Annotated in this window: 22 protein-coding genes; 10 read left to right on the top strand and 12 right to left on the bottom strand. The window is 63.5% G+C overall.

The window, feature by feature from the left end; translation table 11 throughout:
• The first annotated feature begins 60 nt into the window (after positions 1 to 60).
• From ETW24_RS16600 to ETW24_RS16585, 4 genes are all read left to right on the top strand, one after another.
• On the top strand, positions 61 to 750 hold the full coding sequence (locus tag ETW24_RS16600) for a helix-turn-helix transcriptional regulator (protein ID WP_129372081.1): 690 nt from the start codon (positions 61 to 63) through the stop codon (positions 748 to 750).
• Positions 751 to 884: 134 nt separating this feature from the next.
• On the top strand, positions 885 to 1,544 hold the full coding sequence (locus tag ETW24_RS16595) for an OmpA family protein (protein WP_129372080.1): 660 nt from the start codon (positions 885 to 887) through the stop codon (positions 1,542 to 1,544).
• A 177-nt stretch (positions 1,545 to 1,721) separates the two neighbouring features.
• Positions 1,722 to 2,264 carry an NADPH-dependent FMN reductase gene (locus ETW24_RS16590; protein ID WP_129372079.1) on the top strand — a complete coding sequence of 181 codons (543 nt, stop codon included), beginning with the start codon at positions 1,722 to 1,724 and terminating at the stop codon, positions 2,262 to 2,264.
• A 36-nt stretch (positions 2,265 to 2,300) separates the two neighbouring features.
• Complete coding sequence (locus tag ETW24_RS16585) at positions 2,301 to 3,122, top strand: acyl dehydratase (protein WP_254695641.1); 822 nt, start codon at positions 2,301 to 2,303, stop codon at positions 3,120 to 3,122.
• A 232-nt stretch (positions 3,123 to 3,354) separates the two neighbouring features.
• On the opposite strand, the gene ETW24_RS16580 is transcribed toward ETW24_RS16585, so the two are convergent.
• On the bottom strand, positions 3,355 to 4,395 hold the full coding sequence (locus tag ETW24_RS16580) for an NAD(P)/FAD-dependent oxidoreductase (RefSeq protein ID WP_129372078.1): 1,041 nt from the start codon (positions 4,393 to 4,395) through the stop codon (positions 3,355 to 3,357).
• A gap of 58 nt (positions 4,396 to 4,453) precedes the next feature.
• On the opposite strand from ETW24_RS16580, the gene mnmD reads away from it, so the two are divergent.
• Together mnmD and ETW24_RS16570 are read left to right on the top strand one after the other, a co-directional pair.
• A complete protein-coding gene (gene mnmD / locus ETW24_RS16575; RefSeq protein WP_129372077.1) occupies positions 4,454 to 5,122 on the top strand; it encodes a tRNA (5-methylaminomethyl-2-thiouridine)(34)-methyltransferase MnmD in 669 nt (222 codons plus the stop codon).
• A complete protein-coding gene (locus ETW24_RS16570; RefSeq protein ID WP_129372076.1) occupies positions 5,119 to 6,009 on the top strand; it encodes a DMT family transporter in 891 nt (296 codons plus the stop codon). Before mnmD ends, ETW24_RS16570 begins: the two co-directional genes overlap by 4 nt.
• Here the strand turns inward: ETW24_RS16570 and ETW24_RS16565 are convergent.
• Positions 5,983 to 7,941 carry a lytic transglycosylase domain-containing protein gene (locus ETW24_RS16565; RefSeq protein ID WP_129372075.1) on the bottom strand — a complete coding sequence of 653 codons (1,959 nt, stop codon included), beginning with the start codon at positions 7,939 to 7,941 and terminating at the stop codon, positions 5,983 to 5,985. The genes ETW24_RS16570 and ETW24_RS16565 overlap by 27 nt on opposite strands.
• 139 nt (positions 7,942 to 8,080) lie before the next feature.
• Between ETW24_RS16565 and dapA the strand changes: the two genes are divergently transcribed.
• Entirely contained in the window at positions 8,081 to 8,953 is an 873-nt protein-coding gene (gene dapA, locus ETW24_RS16560) for a 4-hydroxy-tetrahydrodipicolinate synthase (RefSeq protein WP_129372074.1), read from the top strand.
• Positions 8,954 to 9,085: 132 nt separating this feature from the next.
• Here the strand turns inward: dapA and ETW24_RS16555 are convergent, their stop codons facing one another.
• The 9 genes from ETW24_RS16555 to pdxR form a co-directional block, all read right to left on the bottom strand.
• On the bottom strand, positions 9,086 to 9,967 hold the full coding sequence (locus ETW24_RS16555) for a sigma-70 family RNA polymerase sigma factor (RefSeq protein WP_129372073.1): 882 nt from the start codon (positions 9,965 to 9,967) through the stop codon (positions 9,086 to 9,088).
• The gene (locus ETW24_RS16550; protein WP_129372072.1) at positions 9,964 to 10,425 is read right to left on the bottom strand and encodes a carboxymuconolactone decarboxylase family protein; all 462 of its coding nucleotides are present in this window, start codon (positions 10,423 to 10,425) and stop codon (positions 9,964 to 9,966) included. Before ETW24_RS16550 ends, ETW24_RS16555 begins: the two co-directional genes overlap by 4 nt.
• A 119-nt stretch (positions 10,426 to 10,544) precedes the next feature.
• Positions 10,545 to 11,432, bottom strand: coding sequence for a dimethyl sulfoxide reductase anchor subunit family protein (locus ETW24_RS16545; RefSeq protein ID WP_129372071.1), 888 nt, complete (start codon positions 11,430 to 11,432; stop codon positions 10,545 to 10,547).
• Positions 11,432 to 12,238, bottom strand: coding sequence for a 4Fe-4S dicluster domain-containing protein (locus ETW24_RS16540; RefSeq protein WP_129372070.1), 807 nt, complete (start codon positions 12,236 to 12,238; stop codon positions 11,432 to 11,434). Before ETW24_RS16540 ends, ETW24_RS16545 begins: the two co-directional genes overlap by 1 nt.
• Before the next feature lie 79 nt (positions 12,239 to 12,317).
• Positions 12,318 to 15,140, bottom strand: a complete 2,823-nt coding sequence (locus ETW24_RS16535; RefSeq protein ID WP_129372069.1) for a molybdopterin oxidoreductase family protein — start codon at positions 15,138 to 15,140, stop codon at positions 12,318 to 12,320.
• Positions 15,141 to 15,236: 96 nt separating this feature from the next.
• On the bottom strand, positions 15,237 to 16,271 hold the full coding sequence (gene pta / locus ETW24_RS16530; RefSeq protein WP_129372068.1) for a phosphate acetyltransferase: 1,035 nt from the start codon (positions 16,269 to 16,271) through the stop codon (positions 15,237 to 15,239).
• 34 nt (positions 16,272 to 16,305) lie between these two features.
• A complete protein-coding gene (locus tag ETW24_RS16525) occupies positions 16,306 to 17,052 on the bottom strand; it encodes a sulfite exporter TauE/SafE family protein (RefSeq protein ID WP_129372067.1) in 747 nt (248 codons plus the stop codon).
• Positions 17,053 to 17,057: 5 nt separating this feature from the next.
• The gene (gene xsc / locus ETW24_RS16520; RefSeq protein WP_129372066.1) at positions 17,058 to 18,830 is read right to left on the bottom strand and encodes a sulfoacetaldehyde acetyltransferase; all 1,773 of its coding nucleotides are present in this window, start codon (positions 18,828 to 18,830) and stop codon (positions 17,058 to 17,060) included.
• Positions 18,831 to 19,090: 260 nt separating this feature from the next.
• The gene (pdxR, locus tag ETW24_RS16515) at positions 19,091 to 20,551 is read right to left on the bottom strand and encodes a MocR-like pyridoxine biosynthesis transcription factor PdxR (protein WP_129372065.1); all 1,461 of its coding nucleotides are present in this window, start codon (positions 20,549 to 20,551) and stop codon (positions 19,091 to 19,093) included.
• A gap of 245 nt (positions 20,552 to 20,796) precedes the next feature.
• Between pdxR and ETW24_RS16510 the strand changes: the two genes are divergently transcribed.
• Complete coding sequence (locus tag ETW24_RS16510) at positions 20,797 to 21,402, top strand: hypothetical protein (protein ID WP_254695640.1); 606 nt, start codon at positions 20,797 to 20,799, stop codon at positions 21,400 to 21,402.
• 198 nt (positions 21,403 to 21,600) lie between these two features.
• Positions 21,601 to 22,356 carry an SDR family oxidoreductase gene (locus tag ETW24_RS16505; protein ID WP_129372064.1) on the top strand — a complete coding sequence of 252 codons (756 nt, stop codon included), beginning with the start codon at positions 21,601 to 21,603 and terminating at the stop codon, positions 22,354 to 22,356.
• Between the two features lie 81 nt (positions 22,357 to 22,437).
• Here ETW24_RS16505 and ETW24_RS16500 read toward each other — a convergent pair whose 3' ends face one another.
• Positions 22,438 to 23,835 carry an aminotransferase family protein gene (locus ETW24_RS16500; protein WP_129372063.1) on the bottom strand — a complete coding sequence of 466 codons (1,398 nt, stop codon included), beginning with the start codon at positions 23,833 to 23,835 and terminating at the stop codon, positions 22,438 to 22,440.
• Between the two features lie 293 nt (positions 23,836 to 24,128).
• On the opposite strand from ETW24_RS16500, the gene ETW24_RS16495 reads away from it, so the two are divergent.
• Positions 24,129 to 24,905, top strand: a complete 777-nt coding sequence (locus ETW24_RS16495; RefSeq protein WP_254695639.1) for a 3-keto-5-aminohexanoate cleavage protein — start codon at positions 24,129 to 24,131, stop codon at positions 24,903 to 24,905.
• Position 24,906: the final 1 nt, after the last annotated feature.

Below are 24,906 nucleotides of genomic sequence, written 5' to 3'. Positions count from 1 at the left end.
GACAGCCTGTTGTCAGTGGATTGTGCTAGGGTGTCAGCAGACTGTCACAGGAGCCTGCCCATGCCGCGCACTGGCCGCTTGTTCGAAATTATCCAGATCCTGCGATCCGCCGCAGCCCCGCTGCGGGCCGAGGATCTGGCAGCGAAGCTGGAGGTTTCCAAACGCACCATCTACCGCGATATCTCTGCCTTGCAGGCGATGCGCACCCCGGTCGAGGGGGAGGCCGGGATCGGTTATATTCTGCGCAAAGGCTATGATCTGCCGCCGCTGAATTTTGACGAAGAAGAGCTGGAAGCGCTGCACGTGGGTCTGGCGATGCTGATGCGCACGGGGGACGGCGCCTTGCAAAAGGCCGCGGAACGGGTCAGCCACAAGATCAAGGACGTGCATGCCACTGCCGACTGGTTGCAGGTGGCTCCCTGGGGGGCACCGCTGGATGATCCAGAACTGGGCTGTGTGTCCAAGGCGCTGCTGCGCCAGGCGGTGCGGGACAGCTGCAAGCTGCACCTTACCTATCTAAGCCCGGAGCGGGGTGAAAGCCGCCGGACCTTGCGCCCCCTGGCGCTGATCTACCACATTGAATGCACCATGCTGGCTGCCTGGTGCGAGCTGCGCGGCGGGTTCCGGCATTTCCGCACTGACCGGATGCTGGCAGCGGAGTTGCTGGAGGATAGTTTTGCGCCAGAGGCCGGCGCCTTGCGCAAGCTGTGGATGGAGCAGGAAAGCTGGGACTTTGCCTTTGCGCCATAACAAGGGCTCAGGCGGATTTTGCGCGGTATTTCGCCCATGATTGCGGATCCTGACTTGAGATGGCGGCGCCGCACCCCGATATTCGTTCGGAATGCCGGGCGTTGCCCGGGACTGAGAAAAAAGAAGGCAATTTGATGATGCAGATGAAACTCACCACGGCAGGTATTGTTGCCGCAGCACTGGGCCTGGGCGCCTGCACCGATCCGGCAACCGTTGGCACGCCGGGCAGCAACACCCAGCAGGGCGCGATCCTGGGCGGCATTATCGGCGCCGGCGTCGGCGCTATTGCCAATGATTCTGACCGCGGCCTGGGGGCGGTGACCGGTGCACTGGTCGGGGCCACTGCGGGCGGGGTGATCGGCAACCAGCTGGACGCGCAGGAACGCGAGCTGCGCCAGACCCTGGCCAATGACGATATCACCATCGTCAACACTGGCGACCGGCTGATCCTGTCCTTCCCGAACGATCTGACATTTGCCACCGACAGCGCCGCAGTGGCGCCGGCTGTGCAGGGCGACCTGCGCCGGGTGGCCGACAGCCTGGTGCGCTATCCCAACAGCACAATCCAGGTGATCGGCCATACCGACAGCGATGGCGATGCCGGCTATAATCAGGGCCTGTCCGAGCGCCGCGCCAATGCGGTGGCCAGCCAGATCCAGGCCGGCGGGGTGCCCTATCACCGGATGCGCATCATCGGCCGCGGCGAAGAGCAGCCGGTGGCCTCGAACCTGACGCCCGACGGCAAGGCCCGCAACCGCCGCGTCGAGGTGGTGGTGATCCCGCAGGCGGCCTGATCCGCCGGCCCCCGGCATGTTTCGCAGCCCGCCCCTTCCCCGGGGCGGGCTTTTTCCGTCTCAGGGGCACCGGCTTACGTAACGCTGCACATGGCCTGCGCGGTGAAAGCTGTTTCTTCGCGGGGCCTGCCTCCTGCATGATGGCCGCAACAGAGACGCGAACAAAGAGGTACTCCTATGGCTGACCCTGTCTTGCTGACCCTTTCCGGCTCCCTGCGCCGCGAGGCCACCAACCGCAAACTGCTGGCCGAAGCTGCGCGGGTATTCGGGCCTGCGACCGTGGTCGAGGCGGATCTGCACCTGCCGCTGTATGACGGCGACGCCGAAGCGGCGGACGGCATCCCGCCTGCTGTGCAGCTTTTGGCGGATCAGATCGCGGCAGCAGATGCGGTGGCGATCTCTACCCCGGAATACAACAAAGGCCCGTCCGGCGTGCTGAAAAATGCGCTCGATTGGGTGAGCCGCACCGAGGGCAACCCCTGGGTGGACAAGCCGGTGGCGGTGATGTCGGCGGCGGCAGGCCGGGCCGGGGGCGAGCTGGCGCAGGCGCTGCTGCGCGGTTTTCTGGTGCCGTTCCAGCCGCGGATCCTGACTGGGCCGGGGGTGCATCTGGCGGGATCCAGCAAGGAGTTTGATGAGACCGGCAGGCTGACCAGCGATCACTATGAGGCGACGCTGAGCAAGCTGATGCTGAAGCTGCGCGGTGAACTGGACCGCTGAGCTTGCCTTGCCGCAGCGCGGGGTTAAGGTGACGGCATGAAACGTGATATGGCCTTCACTCCCGTGCAGCATTCTATGGACATGATAGACCCGGCCCGGGCGGCTGCCTTTCAGGCGGCGCTGGGGCGGCGTATGGACATTTCGGCGGGCAGTGTGCTGCCGCCGTTTTTTCATCAGCTCTACTTCTGGAAACCGCTGCCGCCCGCGGATCTGGGCCGCGATGGCCACCCTAAGGTGGGCGGCGCTGGTCTGATCCCGGACATGGGCCTGCCGCGGCGGATGTGGGCCGGCGGGCGGCTGCGCTTCGCGGCGTCCTTGCGGGCCGGGATTGCGGCAGAAAAAACGTCCGTGCTGGAAAGAGCTGAGAAAAAAACGGGCCGCACCGGGCCGTTGGGGCTGGTCACATTGCGTCATGAGATCCGCCAGCAGGGGGCGCTGTGCCTGACGGAATGGCATGATCTGGTCTACCGCGAAGACCCGGATCCTGCGGCCGCCAAACCGGTGCCGCCGACAGCCCGCACCGACGAGACAGAGGTGCGGCAGATCTCGTTCAACTCGACCCTGCTGTTCCGGTATTCTGCGCTGACTTTCAATGGGCACAGGATCCACTATGACCTGGAATATGCCCGTGAAACAGAGGGCTACGCGGGGCTGGTTGTTCACGGCCCGCTGCTGGCGCAGCATCTGATGCTGCTGGCGGAAGAACTGATGGGACCGCTGGCGGAGTTTTCCTTCCGGGCGTCTTCACCGCTGATGCATTTCGAGACCGCCAGCCTGTGCTGCAATGGCCAGGACCTGTGGGTGCGCGGCCCGGACGGGCGGCAATGCATGAGCGCAGTCGCAGTGCCCAGAGGCTGAAACGGGAGGCTCCCGCGCCCCAAGCTGCCCTTGCCGGGCAGATTAGCGGCTTGGGCGTGGCGCTGCTGCGCAGCGCAGGGAATATTGCTGAGAAGCGCTTGACGGGCAATGCTGCCCCTCAAGGCGCCAATTCAATTGTGAACAGCCCGTTGACGCCTCAAGGGTGAACCGCGCGTGCCGCGCGACGGCTGCGCCGCCCTTGACCCGCCAAAGGGCAGGAGGCGCGCGCAGGTCAAAGATTGTTTTCGACGCGGAAACCTTCGGGGATGCTGTCCGCATCCTCCAGCAGCAGATCAGCCATCACTTGGGCCGCTTTGGGGGCCATGCCAAAGCCGATCTTGAAGCCCCCGTTGGCGATGAAATGACGGTCGCGGCCGGGCCAGGCACCCAGCATCGGGGCGCGGGACTTGGCGCGGGGGCGCACGCCGGCCCAGCGTTCGATCACCTCGGCGCCGTGCAGCACCGGCACCGCGGTGCGGGCGCGTTCGACGATATCGTCGAGCTGGGCGTCGGTCGTCTTGCCGTCCTCAAATTCACGCTCGCTGGTGGAACCGATGGCCAGGGTGCCGTCGGCGTGCGGAATGATGTGCAGGCTGTCGGCGTAAAGCTGCGGCACCGCGCCCTCGTGAAAGCGCAGGAGCGCGGCCTGGCCCTTGACGCCGCCGCCCACAGTTTTGCCGAACGCCTCGTTCAGCTCCAACAGGCCGGCGTAGCCTTTGGCATGGACCACCTTGCCCTGATCGGCGGCCTCCGGCTGCACCTCGACCCCCATCACAGCCAGGGCAGAGACCAGTGCCGCACAAGCGCGGCGGGGGTGCATCCGGGCGCTGAGAGTGTCGTGAATGACATAGCCCGTTGCGCTGGGCGGGACCCAAGGCCCCAGGCTGTCCGCCTTGCAGACGCGCCATTCGGCGGTGTCCTTCCACAGCTCGCGGGCGGTGATTTCGCGCTGACGGGCAAGCTCCAGCGTGCGCGCGTCATTGATCGGCTGCAGCCGCCCGGTGCGGCCATAGCCTGCGGAGACGCCGCCGGCCGCCTCGACCCCGGCCCAGAAACCTTCGGCCATCAGCAGGCTTTCCAGCTGAAACTGCTTCTTGGCGTTCCAGTTCTCCGGCACATGCGGTGCCAGCGCACCGACAAGACCACCGCTGGAACCGGCGCCTGCTCCGAACGGGTCCGCGATCTGCACATGCGCGCCGCGCCGGGCGCAGATCCAGGCGATGGACAGGCCGAATATGCCAGCCCCGCGCACCGTTACATCTGCCATTGCCATTTGAGGATCCTTTCGCCAGTGTCGCGCCGTTCCGGACAACCACTTAGGGGATTATAGCATGGCAGACCAGCAGGCCCGCCTCAGCTGGCGCGATGGCACCGTGCCGGTGTCGGACCAGTTCGATGATCCCTATTTCTCGCTTCAGGACGGGCTGGCGGAAACCGAGCATGTGTTTCTGGCGGGCAACGACCTGCCTGCGCGCTTTGCGCCCGGATTCCGCATTGCCGAACTGGGGTTCGGAACCGGCTTGAACATGCTGGCCGTCTGGCGCGCCTGGGAGGCGGCAGGGCAGGCAGGGCCATTGCACTTCACCAGTTTCGAGGCTTTCCCGATGGCGCCCGCCGACATGGCCAAAGCGCTGGAGGCCTTCCCCGCGGTTGCCCCCTGGGCCGCGCGGTTTCTGGAGAAATGGCAAGGCACTGGCACCTGTGATCTGGGCAGCCTGCAGCTGGAGGTGATTGCCGGCGACGCGCGCGTGTCGCTGGCGGAGTGGACAGGGCAGGCGGATGCCTGGTTTCTGGACGGGTTCTCTCCGGCCAAGAACCCGGAATTGTGGGAAGAGGCACTGATGGGCGAGGTTGCGGCGCATACCGTGCCGGGCGGCTCGGCGGCGACCTACACGGCGGCGGGTTTTGTGCGCCGCGGGCTGGAGGCCGCAGGATTTGAGGTGACCCGCATCCCCGGTTACGGGCGCAAGCGGCATATGACAAAGGCAGTGAAGCCATGACACAGGCAGCCCCGGCCCGGGCCCAGACCAATAACGTGCCGCTGGGCATTCTGCTGATGATTGGCGCGACGGTTGTCTTTGCATTGCAGGATGGTATCTCGCGCCATCTGGCGGGCACCTACAATACCTACATGGTGGTGATGGTACGCTACTGGTTTTTTGCCGCCTTTGTGATGTTCCTGGCAGTACGGGCGCCGGGCGGCATCCGGGCTGCGGCGCGGACCGATCAGCTGTGGCTGCAGATATTCCGCGGTGTTTTTCTGGTCGGTGAAATCTGCGTGGCGGTTTATGGCTTTACCGTGCTTGGCCTGATTGAGAGCCAGGCGGTGTTCATCTGCTATCCGCTGCTGGTGGCGGCCCTCAGCGGGCCGGTGCTGGGCGAAAGCGTCGGCTGGCGGCGCTGGGCGGCGATTGGCGTCGGGTTGATTGGCGTGCTGATCATCCTGCAACCGGGCATGGGGGTGTTCAACCCCGCGGCAATCATCCCGTTTATCTCGGCGCTGATGTTTGCCGTCTACGGGCTGGTCACCCGCTATGCGGCGCGCAAGGACAGCACCGCCACCAGCTTCTTCTGGACCGGGGTTGCCGGCATGGTTTTCATGACCGCCATCGGTATCTGGTACTGGGAACCGATGAGCCAGACCGACTGGTTCTGGATGGCGCTGCTGTGCGTGTCCGGCGTGACCGGCCATTGGCTGCTGATCAAATGCTACGAGATGGCCGAGGCCAGCGCGGTGCAGCCCTTTGCCTATTTCCACCTGATCTGGGCGGCGGCGCTGGGCATGGCCGTGTTCGGCGAGGTGATCCGCACCAATGTCGCCATCGGCGCCGGTATCATCATCGGGGCAGGTCTGTTCACCCTATGGCGCGAACGCGTGAAGGGTTGAGCCGCGCAGTTCCTCTGAGAACGGGACGGGCAGCGGAGCCTTGCCCAGCCGGGCGCGATAGACCGGCAGGCTTTCAGTTACCCGCATTACATAGTTGCGGGTCTCGTTGAACGGGATGTGCTCGATCCAGTCGACGATATCCGGGCTGCCATCGCGCGGATCGCCATAGCGCTGCATCCACGCTGTGGGCCGGTGCGGCCCGGCATTATACCCTGCTGCCATCATCACCACATTACCGCGGAATTTGCCGGCCAGCCCAGCCAGGTAATTGGCCCCCAGCTTGGCGTTGTAATCCCATTCGGCGGTCAGGCGGGAGGTCTTGTGGCCTGCCAGGATGCCCAGCTCGGTCGCCACCAGTTTCGCAGTGGCAGGCATCACCTGCATCAGCCCGCGCGCGCCGGCATGGCTGATCACCGCCGAGTCGAACTCGCTTTCGCGGCGGGCGATGGCCAGGGTCATTTCCTCGGCCATCGGCAATTGCCGCTTGGCCACCGGGTGCAACGGGTAGTAGGCGCCCTCCAGCTCCACCCCGCCGCGCGCCGCGCGTTTGGAGATCATCACTGCCAGATGCGGCTGGTTCAGCTCCACTGCCATCTGCCCAAGCTGGCGCGCCTGCACCGGCGGCAGCGTTTCGACCAGATGGGTGAAAAAACGCTCGGCCAATGCCAGATCGCCAGCTTTCAGAAGTTCGAGCCCGGCCCTGGTGACCGAGGATTTGGCAAAACCGGCCTTGCTCCAGTCCGGCAGGTCTGCCGGTTTCACCAGCGCCGGATCAAACGGGCGGCCCAGCTGTTCGGCGGCCAGCAGCCCATAGAATGACGTCTGGTACTCCGCACCCTTGGCATAGGCCTCATGCGCCTTGTCCGGCTGGCCCATCGCCGCATAAGCGCGGCCCAGCCAATAGCCGCCGCGTCCGATCGAAATCGGGGTCTCGACCGAGGCCAGGAAGCGCTGAAAATGCACCGCGGCCAATTCCGGGTCCCGCAGTTTTTGCAGGGCGATGTATCCCGCCAGCCATTCACAGTCCGAGTAGCCATAACCGTCCTCGGGTGAGGAGAAATGATAGGCGGCCAGCTGATAGGCGCGTTCGTAATCCTTGTCCCGCATCACTTGCCGCGCCAGATCGCGGCGGCGGCGCAGCCATTTGGCTGGCTCGCCCAGTTTTTCGGCACTGGTGCTGCGCTCCATCAGCATCTGAATGGCGCCATCCTGCAGCCGCTTGCGGTCGCGCCAGGCAAACCGGTCATAGGCAAGGCCTGCCGATCCCTTCAGCCGGTCCGGAACGGCCTCGATTTTGGCATCCACTCCGGGCGCGCGTTCCTGCAGGGCGATGCGTGCCTCCGCCAGCTTGCGTTCGCCCTCGGGCACCAGTGGCAGCATCCGTTTGGAACTGACCAGATGATCCTCCCACAACAGCCGGTCCAGCCGCGCCGCATGATGCGGTTTCAGCAGCTTGGAGAAATCCCGCAGGTACGCCTTTTGAATGGCGCTGCCCATTGCCTTGGTGCGCCAGGCCAGAACGATCTCCGCCTCGCCATCGCCGCGCCGCCCGGCGGCAATCAGCGCCTTGCCCAGGCTCAGCGCGCCTTCGGCGGTCTGCGGGCGTTCATCCGCGTAAAAGGCCAGAATGGCATTGCGGCCGGCGGCCGCAATCGCATCCTCGTTCCGGCGCCGCAGATAGGCGAGACCAGGCCAATCCTGCCGCCGCTCCAGAAACGCCATCACGTCGCGGGCCGAGCCCAGCCCGGCCCGCAGCCGGTGCCATTCGATGATATCGCGGGTGGTGCTGTGCCGCTGCCCGGCTTCGCGGGCGGCCAGATCCCATTTCTCTGCCCGCATCAGATCCAGGGCGGAGCCAAGGCCGCGCGCCAAGGCAGGCGACCCGGGAAGGGCCGCCGAGATTAGCAGAATAAGGGCCAGGATGCGTGTCATCTCTTGCATTTTCCAGCGGTCCGGGGATAGAGGCTTGAACGTTACTCATTGGCGTGCCGGTATCAACTCAAATCCCCGGCATTCTATATCTTGACGGCGGCGGATTGCCGCCTGCACCTGCAGCAAAGGGAGCGTGCCCATGTTCAAAGGCTCTATGCCAGCACTCGTCACCCCGTTTTCGAACGGCGAGCTGGATCTGGATGCGCTCAAACGCTTGGTGGAATGGCAGATTGCCGAAGGCTCCACTGGTCTTGTGCCCGTCGGCACCACCGGCGAAAGCCCGACGCTGACCCATGACGAGCACGAGCTGGTCATCGCGGAAACGGTCAAGGCGGCAGCAGGCCGGGTGCCGGTGATTGCCGGTGCCGGCTCCAATAACACCGTCGAGATGATTCGATTCGTCGAGTTTGCCAAAAAGGCCGGCGCCGATGCGGCGCTGGTTGTGACCCCCTATTACAACAAGCCGACCCAGCGCGGGATGGTGCAGCATTTTACCGCAGCCCATGACTGCGCGGATCTGCCGATCATCATCTACAACATCCCGGGCCGTTCAATCGTCGACATGAGCCCGGCCACTATGGGCGAGCTGGCCAAGCTGCCGCGCATTGCGGGTGTGAAGGATGCCACCGGCGATCTCGCCCGTGTCAGCCAGCAGCGCGCCTCCTGCGGTGCGGAATTTGTGCAGCTGTCCGGCGAAGACGCCACCGCGCTGGGCTTCAACGCCCATGGCGGGGTGGGGTGCATTTCGGTCACCGCCAATGTGGCGCCGAAACTTTGCGCCGAATTCCAGGCCGCGACCCTCGCAGGCGATTACACATCGGCGCTGGCCTATCAGGACAAGCTGATGCCGCTGCATGAAGCGATCTTCATCGAGCCGGGCCTGGTTGGTGCCAAATACGGCCTGTCGAAACTCGGCATGTGCAGCGAAGAGGTCCGTTCGCCGCTGACTACGCTGGAAGATAGCACCAAGGCCGCCATCGACGCTGCCATGGGGCATGCCGGCCTGCTGTAAGCCTCGGGTCACTGTCACAAAATCAAGGGCGGCCTCCGATGGAGCGCCGTCCTGTTTGCTTCTTTCTGGTCTTCAATACCCCGGGGTGAATTGCCCCTTGAGGGGCAAGAGGGGCTGGCCCCTCTCTCCCGCTCAATCCAGTGCTTTGGCCAGATGCCGCGTCTTGTCGGGATTGCGGGTCACGTAGATCCGGGAAATCCGGCCATCCCGGATTTCCAGCGCTGTTGCTTGCAGAATACCGTCCTCTGCCCAGTTCAATATGGCCGGCAGGCCGTTCAACTGGCAAAACCGCCAGCGGTCCGGCGTCCTGCGGCCGGATTTGCGGGCAAGCCCCTCAAGCAGCCGCAGCACCTTGTCCCGCCCGTAGATCGGGTTGAGAGCCGCCATTGCCTTGCCGCCGCCGTCGGAGATCAGCTGAACCTCCTGGGTCAGCAGCCGGGTCAGCGCCGCTGTGTCGCCGGTCTTGGATGCGCGGAAAAAGGCTTCGGTCAGATCGCGTCCCTGGTCCGGATCCGCGGGGGCATGCGGCCGAAGCTTCTGTACCTTGCGCCGGGCCCTTGCCGCGAGCTGGCGGCAGGCCTCCGGGGTTCGGTTCAGCGCCGCGGAAATGTCCTCATAGGCGCTGTCGAAGATATCGTGCAGCAAAAAGGCGGCGCGTTCCAGCGGCGACAGGGTCTCCAGCGCCAGCAGCAGGGCAACGGTGACATCGTGATCCAGAAGCTCGGTCGCGTCTTCTGTCAGAATCGGTTCGGGCAGCCATTCACCGGGGTAGGTCTCGCGCCGGGCGCGGGCCGATTTCAGCTGGTCCAGGCACAGGCGCGTGGTGATCCGTATCAGATATCCGGTCGGATCCTGCACCTGCGCTTGCGGGGCTGCCTGCCAGCGCAAAAAGGCATCCTGCAGGATGTCCTCGGCGTCGCTTACGCTGCCCAGCATCCGGTAGGCGGCCGCGAATAATCGCGGCCGCGCTTTCAGAAACGCATCGGTTTCGTCTGTTTCGGGGTTTGCAATCACGCGGCAGTTGCCTCCTGTCCGGCAGGATGCGAGGTGCGGAAGCCGATTGCAATCCGGTTCCAGGCGTTGATGGTGGAAACCACCAGTGTCAGCGCCGCCTGTTCACGGGGGGAAAACTGCTGTGCGACCAAATCATAATCCGCGTCCGGCGCCGCAGTGGCTTCAATCCTTGTCAGGGCTTCGGTCCAGGCCAGGGCGGCCTGTTCCCGTGCGGAGTAAAGCGAGGACTCCCGCCAGGCATTCAGCAGATGCATCCGGTCTTCGCTCTCACCTTTCGAGCGCATATCATGCGTGTGCATGTGAATGCAGTAAGCACAGCCGTTGATCTGCGAGGCCCGCAGCTTCACCAATTCAATCAGGCTGTGTTCCAGCCCGCTGTCTTTGAGCGTGGCTTCAAGCGTCAGCATCGGCTGAAACAAGTCGGGGGCGGCTGCGAAGTAATCAAGGCGCTGGGTCATCATTCTGTTCCTTTTCAGATGGCTTCAGGAACAGGACGAGACAGCAGGGGCGTTTGTGACATGCCGTCGTAAAAATACACAAAAAAATCGGGGCGCCGCAGTGGGCGCCCCGGAATATGTCAGCGTTTGCCGTAGTAGAGGCCGACCACATGTTCGGCCTGCGCAAAGAACAGCCAGCGCGATACGGCGATGCCAGCGATGTGCGAAATGACCGCAAGGGCTGCAAAAAGATGTTTGATCACCACACCCTGAACCGGGGTCAGGATCAGCAGCAGGGGCAAGGCAAAGCCCAGCACAAATGCGATCATCCGCAGCTTCTGCGCGTGTTTGCGGCCCACCACATGCACAAATTCGCGCAACAGGTAGTTGGAGCCGGTGTGCGGCGGTTCAAAGGCGCGGACCGCGCCGCGCTCACCCAGACCGGTGGCGGTGCCGATGTCGGTGCCGGAGGCCTCCAGCGCGCGGTCGCCCTTGGCCCAATAGGCCAGTTGCACAGCACCTGCGATGGCCAGCAGCCAGGGCGCCACGGCCTCGGCCCCCGCCAGCAAGGCGCCGCCAGCAAGGCTGAAGGAGAGGAACATCACCGGTGTCAGTTCCATATTCCAGCGCGGGATGGTCTTGAGCTGTGTGTAGATCATCGAGGTGGTGAATACCGTGGCAAGGCTGAGAGCGGCGCCGATCCAGCCCAGCAACGTCCATTGGCTGTCCAGGAACACCGCGCCAAGCGCGTAAAGCCCCATGACCAGCAGGGCACCGACGGCGCAGACACCCTCGCGCGACAGCCAGCTGGTTTTCCACTGGGTGAATGCACGCCAAGCACGCTCCGGGCGGCCAAGGTGGAAGGTCGAGGCCATCAGGCCGCCGCAAGCCAGGCCAAAGGCGATGGCGTAAAAGACAAAGGCCACTGTGCCGGTCACCGCGGGTTGGCCGAGACCAAGGAATGCCAGCAGGCCAAAGCCCAGCCCCGACAGTGTGGTGAATATGATGACGGATGGTGCGGGATGCATCAGTTCGCCCCCCCTGAAGATCGGCCTGAAGATTGACCTGGAATTTTGTCGAGTGCTTTGTCCAGCCAGCCCAGGAAACCCTGAGGTTCTTCAGCGACTGGCGCCAGCAGCGGGGCGAGGATGTCGATCTCTTCTTCGATTGTGTCCTTGGGCCGGGGCGGCAGGTATTTGTTCACCGGTTTGGTGCCCATTTCCGGCATCAGATCCATGCCGCCGCGCTCCGCCACCAGTTTGGAGACATCGCTGCCGGGATCGCCAAGGTCGCCGAAATGGCGCGCGCCTGCCGGACAGGTCCGAACACAGGAAGGAACGCGGTCCACCTCCGGCAGGTTTTCGTTATAGATCCGGTCCACGCAAAGCGTGCATTTCTTCATCACACCTGCGGCCAGGTCCAATTCGCGTGCGCCGTAAGGGCAGGACCAGGCACACAGGCCGCAGCCGATGCAGTGGTCTTCGTTCACCAGCACGATGCCGTCTTCCACCCGTTTGTAGCTGGCGCCGGTGGGGCAGACGGTGACGCAGGGCGCGTCTTCGCAGTGCAGGCAGGATTTGGGGAAATGGATCAGCTGCGCTGCCGGATCCGGCTGGCTGCTGCAGGGGGATGGCTTCACCTCATAGGAATGCACCCGGTTCAGGAAGGTGCCCGAAGGGTCGCTGCCGTAAGGATCCTGGTCCGACAGGGGCGCGCCGTAGTTTTCGGTGTTCCAGCCTTTGCAGGAAATCACACAGGCATGGCATCCAACGCAGGTGTCCAGGTCGATGACCAGACCCATTTTGCGGTCGGTCTTGGCGGGAAGCTCAGTCATTGCATACTCCGTGTGCGGCTTGCGGAGCCAGGAAAATTCAAATTTTCCTGGCAATTTTCTTCGAAGAAAATTGCGCCCGTCATTTGCCTACTTTCCACTTCAGTTCTTTCGGGCCGGTGCCAACGGGCGACTCCTGAGCAGGGAAGGCCGGCTGGCTTTCCTGCAGGTCAGCCGGGGCGGCGGCCTTTTCGATTTTGACTTTCAGGTCGAACCAGGCCGCCTGGCCGGTGATCGGGTCCGAGTTTGCCCACCGCATGCCGTCGCCCTTGGGGGGCAGCAGTTCATGGATCAGGTGATTGAGCAGGAAACCCTTGGTGGCTTCCGGCGCGTCCTCTTCCAGCGCCCAGGCGCCCTTGCGCTTGCCGATGGCGTTCCAGGTCCAGACGGTGTTGTCGTTGAGCGCCGCCATTTCCATCACCGGCACGGTGATCGACCCATGCGGCGAGGTGACCTTGGCCCAGTCACCGTCCTGCAGGTTGTTCTCGCGCATCAGCTTGGTTGGAACATACAGCGGGTTGCGGCCGTGCAGCTGGCGCAGCCAGGCGTTCTGGGTGCCCCAGGAGTGGTACATCGCCATCGGACGCTGGGTCAGCGCGTTGACAGTGAAGCCCTCGTTTCCCTGCTGGTCGGTCTCGTACCAGATCGGCAGCGGGTCCATCACGTCCTTGACCCGCTGGCGCAGATGTTCGGGCGGCTGGCGGTCGCCATGGCCTTCGGCGGCCAGCTGGAACTTGCGCATCGGCTCGACGTAAAGCTGGAACAGATAGGGCTGCGGGCTGTCATAGATACCCATGTCCACGGCCCAGTCCTGATAGGCGGTGTTCCAGGGTTTGTAATACCCTGCCTCTTCGGGGATGTGGGCCACATGGAAGCCGCCGTTTTCGATGTATTGGTTCAGCTGTTCCGGGTTCACTTCGCCGCGGCCGGTCTTGCTGCCGTCTTCACCGCGGAAACCGGACAGCGGGCCAATCCCCGGCTTGCGCTCGTGGTTGACGATGTAGTCGGCGTAGTCTTTCCACTTGGCGGTGCGGTCTGCATTGGTGAAGCCCGGCAGCTTCATCCGGTTGGCGAGCTGGACCAGCACCGTCTGGAAGCCGCGCACATCACGGTCCGGCTCAATCACCGGCCAGCGGATGGCATCGGCTGCGGCATCCGCCTCGCAGATCGGGCGGTCCAAGAGCGAGATGCAGTCGTGGCGCTCCAGATAGGTGGTATCGGGCAGGATCAGATCGGCAAAACTCACCATCTCCGAAGAATAGGCATCCGAATAGATGATGTGCGGGATCTTGTAGTCGCCGTTTTCATCCTTGTCGGTCAGCATCTCCATCACACCTTTGGTGTTCATGGAGGAGTTCCACGACATGTTGGCCATATACATGAACAGCGTGTCGATTTTGTAGGGGTCGCCCGCATGCGCGTTGGAGATCACCATATGCATCAGCCCGTGGGCCGACATCGGGTTTTCCCAGGTGAATGCCTTGTCGATCCGCGCCGGGCTGCCGTCTTCCTTCAGTGCCAGATGTTCCGGTCCGCGCACGAAACCCAGGTGCGGACCGTCCAACGGGGTGTCGGGGGTTGCCTTGCAATGCGGGGTCGGGTGCGCCTCGACCGGTTTGGGGTAGGGCGGTTTGAAGCGGAAGCCGCCGGGGACCTCAACCGTGCCAAGGATGATCTGCAGCACATGCAGCGCGCGGCAGGTCTGGAAACCATTGGCATGGGCCGAGACACCGCGCATCGAGTGCATCGAGACCGGGCGGCCGGTCATCTTGGTATGTTTTTCGCCGCGGAAATCGGTCCATTCGACGTCCAGCTCAAACGCCTCGTCAAAGGCGACGCGGGCCAGCTCGCCCGCAATGGCGCGAATGCGTTTGGCCGGGATGCCGCATTTTTCCGCGACGGCTTCGGGGGTGTATTCGTCGGCCAGGTAACGCTCGGCCATCTGGTGGAACACCGGACGGTGGGTGACGCCATCTGCCTCGTACACAGCCGACAGGTCGGGGCGCACGCCGGGCTGGTCGAACGGGGTCAGCTTGCCGGTGTTGCGGTCGATCACCAGCATCTTGCCGTCATCGTCCCGCAGGAACAGGCCCTTGTCCGGCCCTTCGGAGGCATTCACCAGCACCGGAGCATTGGTGTAACGGCTGAGATAGTCGAGGTCGATCTTGCCGGCCTTCATCAGCACGTGAATCATCGACAGAATGAACAGCCCGTCGGTGCCCGGCGTGATACCGACCCATTCATCTGCAATCGCGTTATAGCCTGAGCGGATCGGGTTGACGCCGATCACCCGTGCGCCGCGCTTCTTGATCTTGCCCAGACCCATCTTGATCGGGTTGGAATCGTGGTCCTCGGCGACGCCGAACAGCATGAACAGTTTGGTGTGGTCCCAGTCGGGCTGGCCGAACTCCCAGAACGCGCCGCCCATGGTGTAGATGCCCGCGGTCGCCATGTTGACCGAGCAGAAACCGCCGTGCGCCGCATAGTTCGGAGTGCCGAAGCTTTGCGCCCAGAAGCTGGTGAAGCTTTGCGACTGGTCGCGGCCAGTGAAGAACGCCAGCTGCTCGGGCGCCTCGTGGCGGACCGGCTCCAGCCAGCCCACCGCAATTGCCAGCGCCTCGTCCCAGGAGATTTCCTTGTATTGGCCCGAGCCGCGCGGGCCGGTGCGGATCATCGGCGCCTTCAGCCGTGACGGCGCGTTGACCTGCATAATGCCGGCCGACCCCTTGGCGCAGAGCACGCCCTTGTTCACCGGGTGGTCGCGGTTGCCCTCGATATAGGCAACCTTGCCGTCTTTCATATGCACGTTGATGCCGCAGCGGCAGGCGCACATGTAACAGGTGGTCTGCCGGATCTCGTCCGAGACCTTGGGCGACGTGTTCAGGATTGGCTGCTGATGGGTCATGGGCGGGTCCTGTTGGGTGTTTCGGGCGACCGTATGACGGAAAGCCTCAATTTGGGAATAGTGTTCTGCGAGGGTTCGGATTTTTGGGAGGATGGTTCAAATATCCGGACCCGGGGCGCCTGCGGCCTGCAGGATGGTGACGGCGATGATCTGGGTGACGTCTTCGGCGCTGCAGCCGCGCGACAGGTCGTTGGCGGGTTTTGCCAGCCCCTGCAGCACCGGGCCGATGGCGGAATAACCGCCCAGCCGCTGGGTGATCTTATAGCCGATGTTGCCGGCATCCAGATTGGGGAAGATCATTACATTGGCCTGGCCCGCCACGCTGGAGCCGGGCGATTTCCGCTCCCCTATGGCAGGCACAAAGGCGGCGTCGAACTGCAGTTCGCCATCAGCCTGCAGATCAGGATGCGCATTCTGAAACAGCCCCAAAGCCTCGGTCACCTTGTCCACCGCCGGATGCTTGGCGCTGCCTTTGGTGGAGAAGCTGAGGAAGGCCAGTTTCGGATCCACCCGCAGCAGCGCGCTGGCTGACCGGGCCGAGGCGGCGGCGATTGAGACCATCTCAGCCGGGTTCGGATCAATCACCAGGCCGCAGTCGGAATAGAGCATCGCCCGGGCGCCATCGGGGGCGCCGTCGGGCGGGTACATCAGAAAGAAAGAGGAGACCATGCCCGCATCCGGCGCCATGCCGATCACCTGAATGGCACTGCGCACCACATCGCCGGTGGTGTGGACTGCACCGCCAACGGTGCCGGTGGCGTGGCCCAGACGCACCAGCATGGCGGCATAGACCAGCGGGGTTTCGGCAGCGGCGCGGGCCTTGGCCTCATCCACGCCCTTGTGCTTGCGCAGGCTGTGGTACTCAGCCGCGAAGGCTTCGGTCAGCCCGGATGCGGCCGGGTCATGAACCGCGACGCCCTCGCTTGCGCTGGCACCTTCGGCTTGCAGGGCGGCGGTGACGTCGGCTTTGGGACCGATCAGGATCACATCGGCGATGCCGGCCTGATGCGCGGCCAGGGCACCCGCCACGACGCGGGGATCGCTGCCCTCGCTGAGCGCGACAACAGGACGGACGGCCGGGGCTTCGGCCTGCAGCAGTTCGAGGGGCGAGAGTGTTTTGGTCACGGGCATTGGTCCTGTAGCTGCGGTTCGGGGCGTCGGGCGTTCAGAACGCCAGCCGCGCAATATTGATCAGCGAAAAGGCGGTCAGCATCAGCACCACCGCGCGCCGGAACAGTCTTTGGGAGACCGCATGAAAACCGCGGGAGCCGGCCCAGATGCCAAGCCCCAGAATGGGAAAGGCCAGCAGGATGCCGGTCAGCGTTTCCGGACCAACCAATCCGTTTGCGGCCATCACCGGCAGCGCCATCAGGTCGATACCGGTCAAAAATACGATCATCGTGGCGCGGAACACCGCAGGCGGCACCGGTTGTGCCGTCAGGAAGGCCGCCACCGGCAGCCCGCCGACCCCGGCGCTGTTGGCGATGCCTGCGATGGCGCCGACGCCTGCGGTGCCATTGCGCCCGACCGGGCGTTCCAGTTGCCAGCCGCTCAGCAGTACCAGGCTCAGCACCAGGATCAGGCACGAGATCGCCAGCCTTGCCTCATACTCTCCCAGCCGGGCCATGATGGCGATGGCGGGTACGGTGGCGACCGCGGCACCGGCCAGCAGGGCAAAGGCGCGGCGCCAGTCGATATGCGGGCGGATGCCGCGCGCCTGAAAGACGGTCATGGCGATTTCGCAGGAAAACACCACCGGGATCAGCGGCAGCGGATTGGTGGTCAATGCTGCCAGAATGATAAAGATCGCGGAAAATCCAAAGCCGGAAAAGCCGCGGATCAAGGCCGCCGCGAATAACGCGGCGGCCAGATAGGCCCCCTGGCCCATTGAAAGGTCAAAGGGCAGGGGCATCAGGTTCAGACCTGCTGCGGACGCATGTCGTCCTTGCTGATGCCAGCAACGGCGACCGGTTTCTTCATTGCGTCGCGGCGGAACGGCTCACCCAGTTCCTGGTTGATCATCGCTTCGATCAGGGTGGTGATGCCTTTCTTCTGGTCTTCGCAGGCCTGACGCAGGGCGTCGGTCAGCTCGTCCTGGGTGCGGGCAATCACACCTTTCAGGCCGCAGGCATTGGCGATGCCGGCATAGGAGACCTGCTGGTCCAGCTCGGTGCCGACAAAGTTGTCGTCGAACCACAGGGTGGAGTTACGCTTTTCCGCGCCCCACTGGTAGTTGCGGAAAACAACCTGGGTCACGGCGGGCCATTCTTCGCGGCCGATCGCGGTCAGCTCGGTCACTGCGATGCCGAATGCGCCGTCGCCCGAGAAACCGACAACCGGAACGTCGGGGCAGCCGATTTTCGCGCCGACAACTGCCGGCAGGCCGTAACCGCAGGGGCCGAACAGGCCGGGGGCCAGGTATTTGCGGCCGTCTTCAAACGACGGGTAGGCGTTGCCGATGGCGCAGTTGTTGCCGATGTCCGAGGAGATGATCGCATCTTTCGGCAGGCCGGCCTGGATTGCACGCCATGCGCGGCGCGGGCTGAGCCAGTCGGGCTTGGCAGCGCGGGCACGTTCGTTCCAGGTGGTGCCGGGATCGTCCTGCTCGCTGTCCATCGAGGACAGTTCCTGGGCCCAAGCCGACTTGGTGTGCGAGATCAGCGCCTTGCGCTCATCGCGGCCCGCGTCGCCTGCAGTGTCTGCCAGTTGGCCAAGGATCGTGTCTGCAACGGTTTTTGCGTCGCCGACGATGCCCACGGATACTTTCTTGGTCAGGCCGATGCGGTCCGGGTTGATGTCAACCTGGATGATTTTCGCGTCGGTCGGCCAATAGTCGATGCCGTAGCCGGGCAAGGTCGAGAACGGGTTCAGGCGGGTGCCAAGTGCCAGCACTACGTCAGCTTTGGAGATCAGCTCCATGCCGGCCTTGGAACCGTTGTATCCCAGCGGGCCTGCAAACAGCGGGTGCGAGCCGGGGAAGGCGTCGTTGTGCTGGTAGCCAACGCAGACCGGGGCATCCAGACGCTCGGCCAGGGCCATGGACGCGGGGATCGCGCCGCCGATGACAACGCCGGCACCGTTCAGGATGACCGGGAACTTGGCGTTCGACAGCAGCTCGGCTGCCTGGCTCACCGCATCCGCGCCGCCGGAGGGCAGTTCAAAGTCGACGATTGCGGGCAGGTCGATGTCGATCACCTGGGTGAAATAGTCGCGCGGCACGTTGATCTGGGCCGGCGCCGAGTTGCGCTTGGCCTGCATGATCACGCGGTTCAGGACTTCGGCCATGCGCGAGGGGTCGCGCACTTCTTCCTGGTAGCAGACGCAGTCGGCAAACATGCGCATCTGTTCCATTTCCTGGAAACCGCCCTGGCCCATGGTCTTGTTCGCGGCCTGCGGGGTGACCAGCAGCAGCGGGGTGTGGTTCCAGTAGGCGGTTTTCACGGCGGTCACAAAGTTGGTGATGCCGGGGCCGTTCTGGGCAATCATCATCGACATCTTGCCGGTGGCGCGGGTGTAGCCGTCCGCCATCATGCCGCCGGAACCTTCGTGGGCGCAGTCCCAGAAGGTGATGCCTGCCGGCTCAAAGATATCGGAAATCGGCATCATGGCCGAGCCGATGATGCCAAAGGCGTGTTCGATGCCGTGCATTTGCAGGGTTTTGACGAAGGCTTCTTCGGTGGTCATTTTCATGGCGGGTTCTCCTGAGTGAGACGCGGAATTCCCCCGGGCGCAGTGCCGGGAATTGACTCTGGTTTAGGGGGCGGGGGGAGACCGGGTTAGGGCCAGTTGCCAAACCCGGATAGGTCCAAAACTGGCATGATGAAAATAGCAAAGGTGGATTTTCATATACGCTTCAGCCGGTCACGCTGTGCAGGCGCATGAATGCAGATGGCGCGGCAAATGATACGTTTGGTATCATTTGCCGCGCCATTCTCTGCTGGATTCCGGGTTCAGCCTTGCTTCAGTGCCTTGGCAATCAATGCCAGGCCAGGCTCGATCCTTGTGACGGGTATCGAAGAATAGCCAAGCCGGTAATAATTCTGCTGCCGGTGCTCGGCGCCAAAAAACGGTGCGCCGGGCTCAATGATCACGCTCTTTTCCTTCAGCCGTTCTGCAACAGCGGTGGTATCCACCCCGTCCGGTGCCCGCATCCACAGGGCCGAGCCGCCAAAGCTGCCGACGCCGGCAATGGCGAGGCCGTGCTTGCGGATGGCATCCTCAATCACTGCGCGGCGGTCATGCAGTACCTTGGCGGTACGCCGGATCTGGGCGTCGTAATGGCCCAGCGACAGGAAATAGGCGACGGTGCGCTGGACATGGCCCGGCGGGTGCCGCAGCACGCTGGCGCGCAAGGCCCGGGCCTGGCGGATAAACGGTTCCGAGCCGACCAGATACCCAAGCCGCAGCCCGGGAAACAGCGATTTGGAAAAACTGCCGGCATAAATCACCCGCCCTTCGGTATCGAGAGACTTCAGCGAAGGGGAAGGCGCGCCCAGAAAGGACATTTCGAATTCGTAGTCATCCTCGACGATCACCGCGTCGATTTCACCGGCCCGCTGCAGCAGCTCCTTGCGCCGTTCCATCGGCATGGTGAAGGTGGTCGGGCTTTGATGGCTGGGGGTGCAGAAGATCACATCGGTGTCTTGCGAAATCTGCTCGGGCGGCAGCCCGCCGTCATCGACCGGAATGCAATCCACCTGGCAGCGGGTCTGCACCACCTGGTCGCGCAGGGTGTAATAGGCCGGATCCTCCACCGCAGCCCGCCGCCTGCGGTTCAACAGCAGCTGGCAGGTGATCCACAGCGCATTCTGGGCGCCCAGGGTGATCAAAACCTCTTCAGGCCGCGCAGTGATCCCGCGCCGCGGCAGCGTGTGGCGGGCGATGTACTCGATCAGCAGCGGATCGTCCTGGTCAAAATAATCATTTGCCAGCGCGGCAAAATCCTTTTGCCCCAGCGCCCGCAGCGCGCACAGCCGCCAATTGGCATGGTCAAACAGTGAGGCATCGGCTTGCCCGTAGATGAACGGATAGCGGTACTCGCGCCAGTTCTGGGGTTTGCGCGGGGTGTCGCCGCCAGTAAAGCTGCGCGCCAGCACCTTGCCCCAATCCATCGCATCGCCGGACTTCTGCTGCGGCGTGTAGGAGGGCGGCACCGGCGCATTGTCGGAAACAAAGTACCCCGACCGCCCGCGCGAGGTAAGGTAGTCATTGGCCAAAAGCTCGGTATAGGCCAGCGTCACGGTGATCCGGCTGATCCCCAGATGCGCCGCCAGTTTGCGCGACGACGGCAGCTTTTCCCCGACCCGGAACCGGCCGGACAGAATGCCCTCGGCAATCATCTCCTGGATCTGCGCTTGCAGAGTGCCCTGGGCGTCAGGGTTGAGGAAAAAGGTATCGACGGAAATGCCCATGCGCGCCACCTTAGGGTGGACTTAAACGCGGTGCAATCTGGACTTAGGGCCAGTTTCGGGAAATCTGTGGCTTGCTTTGGTCTAGCTGGGAGTGGCAGCTTGCCGCCATGCTTAAAGTATTAGGCCATTTGGCAATTGTTGTTCTTTTTACGATTCTCAGCCAGTTGGGCGGCATCGCCTGGTTGACCGCGCTAATCTTCCGGCGGCGGCTGTTGGCGTTCCTGATCTTATACACAGGCCTCAGCATGGCTGCCGTTTGGGTAGCGCCGCATTTCGGCCGGGTAGCACTCAGCTGCGGGGGGCGCGGGCCTTTGCATGTGCAATCCTGGGTCTACTGCGCCTTGAACCGGAACTACGTGACGCCAGAACTGGCAGAGTTGCTGCAGGACACCGCCGTGGCTATGAACCAGGCCTTTCCCGGCACGGTGACACAAGTACTGGACGCGAATTTCCCCGTGCTGGCCGGGTTCCCGCTGCTGCCGCATCTGTCCCATGACGATGGCAACAAGGCCGACCTTGCCATTTACTATGCGGATGCCGAGGGGTATGCGCCTGGGGTTACCCGGTCGCCCTTGGGCTATTTCGCATTTGAGCAGGGGCCAACGGACTGTCCCGGCAACTGGCTGACTCTGCGCTGGGATATGGGCCTCTTGCAGCCGCTCTGGCGGGATTTGAAGGTCGACGCCGGCCGGACCGGCCATCTGCTGCAGGTCTTGGCAGCGGACAAGCGGGCCGGAAAGATTTTTTTGGAACCGCATTTGCAGGACCGCTTAGGGGTTCGCTCCAGCAAGTTGCGCTTCCAGGGTTGCCGGGCGGCGCGGCATGACGACCATATTCACTTGCAACTCTGATCCGTGCTGCCTGCTTATGCTTCTCCGGGCGCAGCGTCTCATGCGGCCAAGAAGTATCAGGTGAGCCGGGCGGCACTGGTGTTTTGACCCGTTTCTTGCGGTTTTAAACACCCGGCGGCGGCAAGCGCAAGAAACGGGTCGAGCGCAGTTGGGCGGGGCGTTTAGGTCAAAGCCATTCAACCACTGGAGGCTTTGACGATGGAACTGAAAAACAAGACACTCATCATTACCGGCGCCAGCAGCGGCATAGGCGCCGCCGCGGCACTGCTGTTTGCAGAAGAAGGGGCCAATGTTGTGCTGGGGGCCCGGCGGCAGGCCGAACTGCAGACCCTTGCCGGGCAGATCAATCAAAGCGGCGGCAAGGCTGCCTGTCTTGCCGGCGATGTCACCAGCGAAGCCTATTCGGCAAACCTGGTGGCGCTTGCCGTGGAAGAATTCGGCGGGCTGGACGGGGCCTTCAACAACGCGGGCATGATGGGCGATATGGGGCCGGTGGAGCAGATGGACGCCGCCAATTGGAACGCGGTAATCGCAGCCAATCTGACGGGGGCATTTTATTCGGCCAAGGCGCAGATACCTGCGCTGAGGGCGCGGGGCAGCGGTTCGATTGTCTTTACCGGGTCCTTTGTCGGCGTCAGCAACGGCGGCATGCCCGGCATGGGGGCCTATGCCGCGTCCAAGGCCGGGCTGGTGGGGCTGGTCCAATCGCTGGCCTCTGATCATGCGGCCGAAGGTATCCGGGTGAATGCCCTGCTGCCGGGCGGGACCAGGACTGCGATGGCCGGCGATGATCCGGATACCCACAGCTTTATCGCCGGGCTGCACCCGATGAAGCGGATGGCCGCCCCGTCTGAAATTGCTCAAGCCGCGGTGTTCCTGTTGTCGGACCGGTCCAGTTTTGTGACCGGAGCGCCGATGGCTGTGGACGGCGGGGTTGCCGTGCGGCTGGTCTAGGCCCCTGCACCTAAAACTTAAAACGAAAAAGCGCCCCGGAATTTCCAGGGCGCAGTTTGTTCGTCCAACAGGGAGAGGTTGTCAGCCGAATACTTTGGTCAGGGCCTTGTCGACCGCATCGCAGATCTGGTCGATGTCATCCGCAGTGGCGATCAGCGCCGGGCTGAAGCACAGGGTGTTGTTGCGGCCCGGCAGCGAGCGGTTGGTGACACCGATGATCACGCCCTGCGCGCCGCATTCCGCGACAACCTGCTGGGCCAGCTTCTCGTCTACCGGCTCCTTGGTTTCGCGGTCGGCAACCAGCTCGGCGCCCAGGAACAGGCCCTTGCCGCGCACATCGCCGATCACTGCATGCTTTTCTTTCAGCGCGGCCAGGTTGCTGAGCATCCGCTCGCCCATGGCGGTGCAGTTGTCCAGCAGGTTCTCTTCTTCGATGATGCGCATGTTTTCCAGCGCAGCAGCGGGACCTGCGGTGCAGCCGCCAAAGGTCGAGATGTCGCGGAAATAACCCATCGGGTCCGAGGCATCTTCCTTGAACATGTTGAAGACTTCCTCGGTGGTCACCATGCAGGCAATCGCCGCATAGCCCGAAGCCACGCCTTTGGCCATGGTCACAAAGTCGGGCTTGATGCCGTACTGCTGGTAGCCGAACCATTTGCCGGTGCGGCCAACACCGCAGACCACTTCATCGATGTGCAGCAGCACGTCGTGCTTCTTGCAGATCTCCTGCACGCGCTCCCAGTAGCCTTCCGGCGCCTCGATCACGCCGCCGCCTGCGGTTACCGGCTCCAGGCACAGGGCGCCCACGGTTTCCGGGCCTTCGCGCAGGATCACTTCCTCAATGGCGTCTGCCGCGGCAATGCCGAACTCGCGGCCGGACAGGTGTTCCAGGCCCAGTTCATGCTTGCGGTATTCCATGCAGTGGGGGACGCGGACAAAGTCCGGCGCAAAGGGCCCGTACTGCGCGTTGCGCTCGTCCTGGCCGCCCGCCGACATGGTCGCCAGGGTAGAGCCGTGATAGTCGCGGTCGCGGTACAGGATCTTGGTTTTCTTGCCGCCGTATTTCTTGTGGGCGATCTGGCGGATCATCTTAAAGGCCTTCTCGTTGGCCTCGGATCCGGAGTTGGTGTAGTAGACGCGGGTCATGCCCGGCATCTTCTCGATCAGTTTTTCGGCAAACAGCGCACCGGGGATGGAACCGGCGGAGTTGGCGAAATAGCAGATCTTCATCATCTGTTCGTAGACAGCTTTGCAGACGCTTTCGCGGCCATAGCCGACGTTGACGGTCCACACGCCGCCGGAGACCGCATCCAGGAACTCCTTGCCGTTCTGATCCCAGACGCGCATGCCCTTGCCCTCGACAATGATGCGCGGGTCAGCAGTTTCCAGCGCCTTGTGCTGGAACAGGTGATGCCACATGTGGGCCTTGTCGGCCTCAACCACACGGGAGAGATCGTTTTCGTTGAACGTGCCGTCCATGACATGTCCTTTCGGCGTTAGAAGTGAAACTGGCTGCCCGGAACCCTACAGGGCTTCTGAGGCGTATTATGTACCAGAAACGTCAGATTCCGGGAATTCGTTAGGGCCAGAGCATGTGCTTGCTTAGGTCCAGAGACGTCCGGTTCAGCGAATTAGCGGCGCGGCGCCGGCTGCGGATTGCCCTGGAACAAATGTTCTGAAGTTACCGGCTTGAGAGCGGATGTCCCAAAGGGGCAAGCTGCAGGCATCCTGGGCGCAAGTCGCGGCTGGGCAGACCGCAAAGGAGGTAGCCGGTGGCGGAATACAGATTGATGGTGGCCCCGAACGGCGCCCGCCGCGGGCGTGGCGATCATCCTGAATTGCCGGTGACGCCGCAGCAGACGGCAGCGGCGGCTGCAGCCTGTTATGCGGCCGGCGCCCAGGCACTGCATCTGCATGTGCGCGACGATGCGGGGCGCCATTCGCTGGATGCGGGCCGTTACCGCGAAGCCCTTGATGCGGTGCGGGAAAGCGCGCCGGGAATGGCGGTGCAGATCACCACGGAAAGCGCCGGTGTCTACGACGCTTCTGCCCAGCTCGCCTGTTTGGAGGCGGTACGCCCTGTTGCGGCTTCGGTTTCCATCCGGGAAATGGCCCGGGACACCAGCGTCGCCGCGCGGGCCTATGCGCTGTGCGCGGAGGCAGGGACGCAGGTGCAGCACATCCTGTATGGTCCGGACTGCATCGCTCAGCTGCGCGTCTGGTATCAGGACGGCACCGTGCCGGGCCGTATGCGTGATGCGATCTTTGTTCTGGGCAAATACACCCCGCCGGTTCTGGCGCAGCCTGACGGGCTCGCGGCCTTCCGTGACGCGGCGGCAGATTTGCGCCTGAGCTGGACTGTCTGCGCCTTTGGCCGCCACGAGCACGCCTGCCTGCTGGCCGCCATCGCCGCAGGCGGGGATGCGCGAATCGGATTTGAGAATAACATCGAAACACCGGAAGGCGGGCTGCTGGCCGACAATGCAGCCTCGGTTGCCGCCTTCGTTCAGGCCGCGCGGGATGCGGGCCATCGCCTTAAGGAGTGCTGAT

The organism is Leisingera sp. NJS204 (genome assembly GCF_004123675.1).
In the GTDB taxonomy this organism is placed as follows: domain Bacteria; phylum Pseudomonadota; class Alphaproteobacteria; order Rhodobacterales; family Rhodobacteraceae; genus Leisingera.
This window is presented reverse-complemented; position numbering and strand designations above follow the sequence as displayed.

What these genes read in the sequence shown, in the direction of transcription:
- ETW24_RS16600 (WP_129372081.1), top strand. Translation starts at nt 61, where the DNA reads ATGCCGCGCACTGGCCGCTTGTTCGAAATTATCCAGATCCTGCGATCC.
- ETW24_RS16595 (WP_129372080.1), top strand. Translation starts at nt 885, where the DNA reads ATGATGCAGATGAAACTCACCACGGCAGGTATTGTTGCCGCAGCACTG.
- ETW24_RS16590 (WP_129372079.1), top strand. Translation starts at nt 1,722, where the DNA reads ATGGCTGACCCTGTCTTGCTGACCCTTTCCGGCTCCCTGCGCCGCGAG.
- ETW24_RS16585 (WP_254695641.1), top strand. Translation starts at nt 2,301, where the DNA reads ATGAAACGTGATATGGCCTTCACTCCCGTGCAGCATTCTATGGACATG.
- ETW24_RS16580 (WP_129372078.1), bottom strand. Translation starts at nt 4,395, where the DNA reads ATGGCAATGGCAGATGTAACGGTGCGCGGGGCTGGCATATTCGGCCTG.
- mnmD (WP_129372077.1), top strand. Translation starts at nt 4,454, where the DNA reads ATGGCAGACCAGCAGGCCCGCCTCAGCTGGCGCGATGGCACCGTGCCG.
- ETW24_RS16570 (WP_129372076.1), top strand. Translation starts at nt 5,119, where the DNA reads ATGACACAGGCAGCCCCGGCCCGGGCCCAGACCAATAACGTGCCGCTG.
- ETW24_RS16565 (WP_129372075.1), bottom strand. Translation starts at nt 7,941, where the DNA reads ATGACACGCATCCTGGCCCTTATTCTGCTAATCTCGGCGGCCCTTCCC.
- dapA (WP_129372074.1), top strand. Translation starts at nt 8,081, where the DNA reads ATGTTCAAAGGCTCTATGCCAGCACTCGTCACCCCGTTTTCGAACGGC.
- ETW24_RS16550 (WP_129372072.1), bottom strand. Translation starts at nt 10,425, where the DNA reads ATGACCCAGCGCCTTGATTACTTCGCAGCCGCCCCCGACTTGTTTCAG.
- ETW24_RS16545 (WP_129372071.1), bottom strand. Translation starts at nt 11,432, where the DNA reads ATGCATCCCGCACCATCCGTCATCATATTCACCACACTGTCGGGGCTG.
- ETW24_RS16540 (WP_129372070.1), bottom strand. Translation starts at nt 12,238, where the DNA reads ATGACTGAGCTTCCCGCCAAGACCGACCGCAAAATGGGTCTGGTCATC.
- ETW24_RS16535 (WP_129372069.1), bottom strand. Translation starts at nt 15,140, where the DNA reads ATGACCCATCAGCAGCCAATCCTGAACACGTCGCCCAAGGTCTCGGAC.
- pta (WP_129372068.1), bottom strand. Translation starts at nt 16,271, where the DNA reads ATGCCCGTGACCAAAACACTCTCGCCCCTCGAACTGCTGCAGGCCGAA.
- ETW24_RS16525 (WP_129372067.1), bottom strand. Translation starts at nt 17,052, where the DNA reads ATGCCCCTGCCCTTTGACCTTTCAATGGGCCAGGGGGCCTATCTGGCC.
- xsc (WP_129372066.1), bottom strand. Translation starts at nt 18,830, where the DNA reads ATGAAAATGACCACCGAAGAAGCCTTCGTCAAAACCCTGCAAATGCAC.
- pdxR (WP_129372065.1), bottom strand. Translation starts at nt 20,551, where the DNA reads ATGGGCATTTCCGTCGATACCTTTTTCCTCAACCCTGACGCCCAGGGC.
- ETW24_RS16510 (WP_254695640.1), top strand. Translation starts at nt 20,797, where the DNA reads ATGGCTGCCGTTTGGGTAGCGCCGCATTTCGGCCGGGTAGCACTCAGC.
- ETW24_RS16505 (WP_129372064.1), top strand. Translation starts at nt 21,601, where the DNA reads ATGGAACTGAAAAACAAGACACTCATCATTACCGGCGCCAGCAGCGGC.
- ETW24_RS16500 (WP_129372063.1), bottom strand. Translation starts at nt 23,835, where the DNA reads ATGGACGGCACGTTCAACGAAAACGATCTCTCCCGTGTGGTTGAGGCC.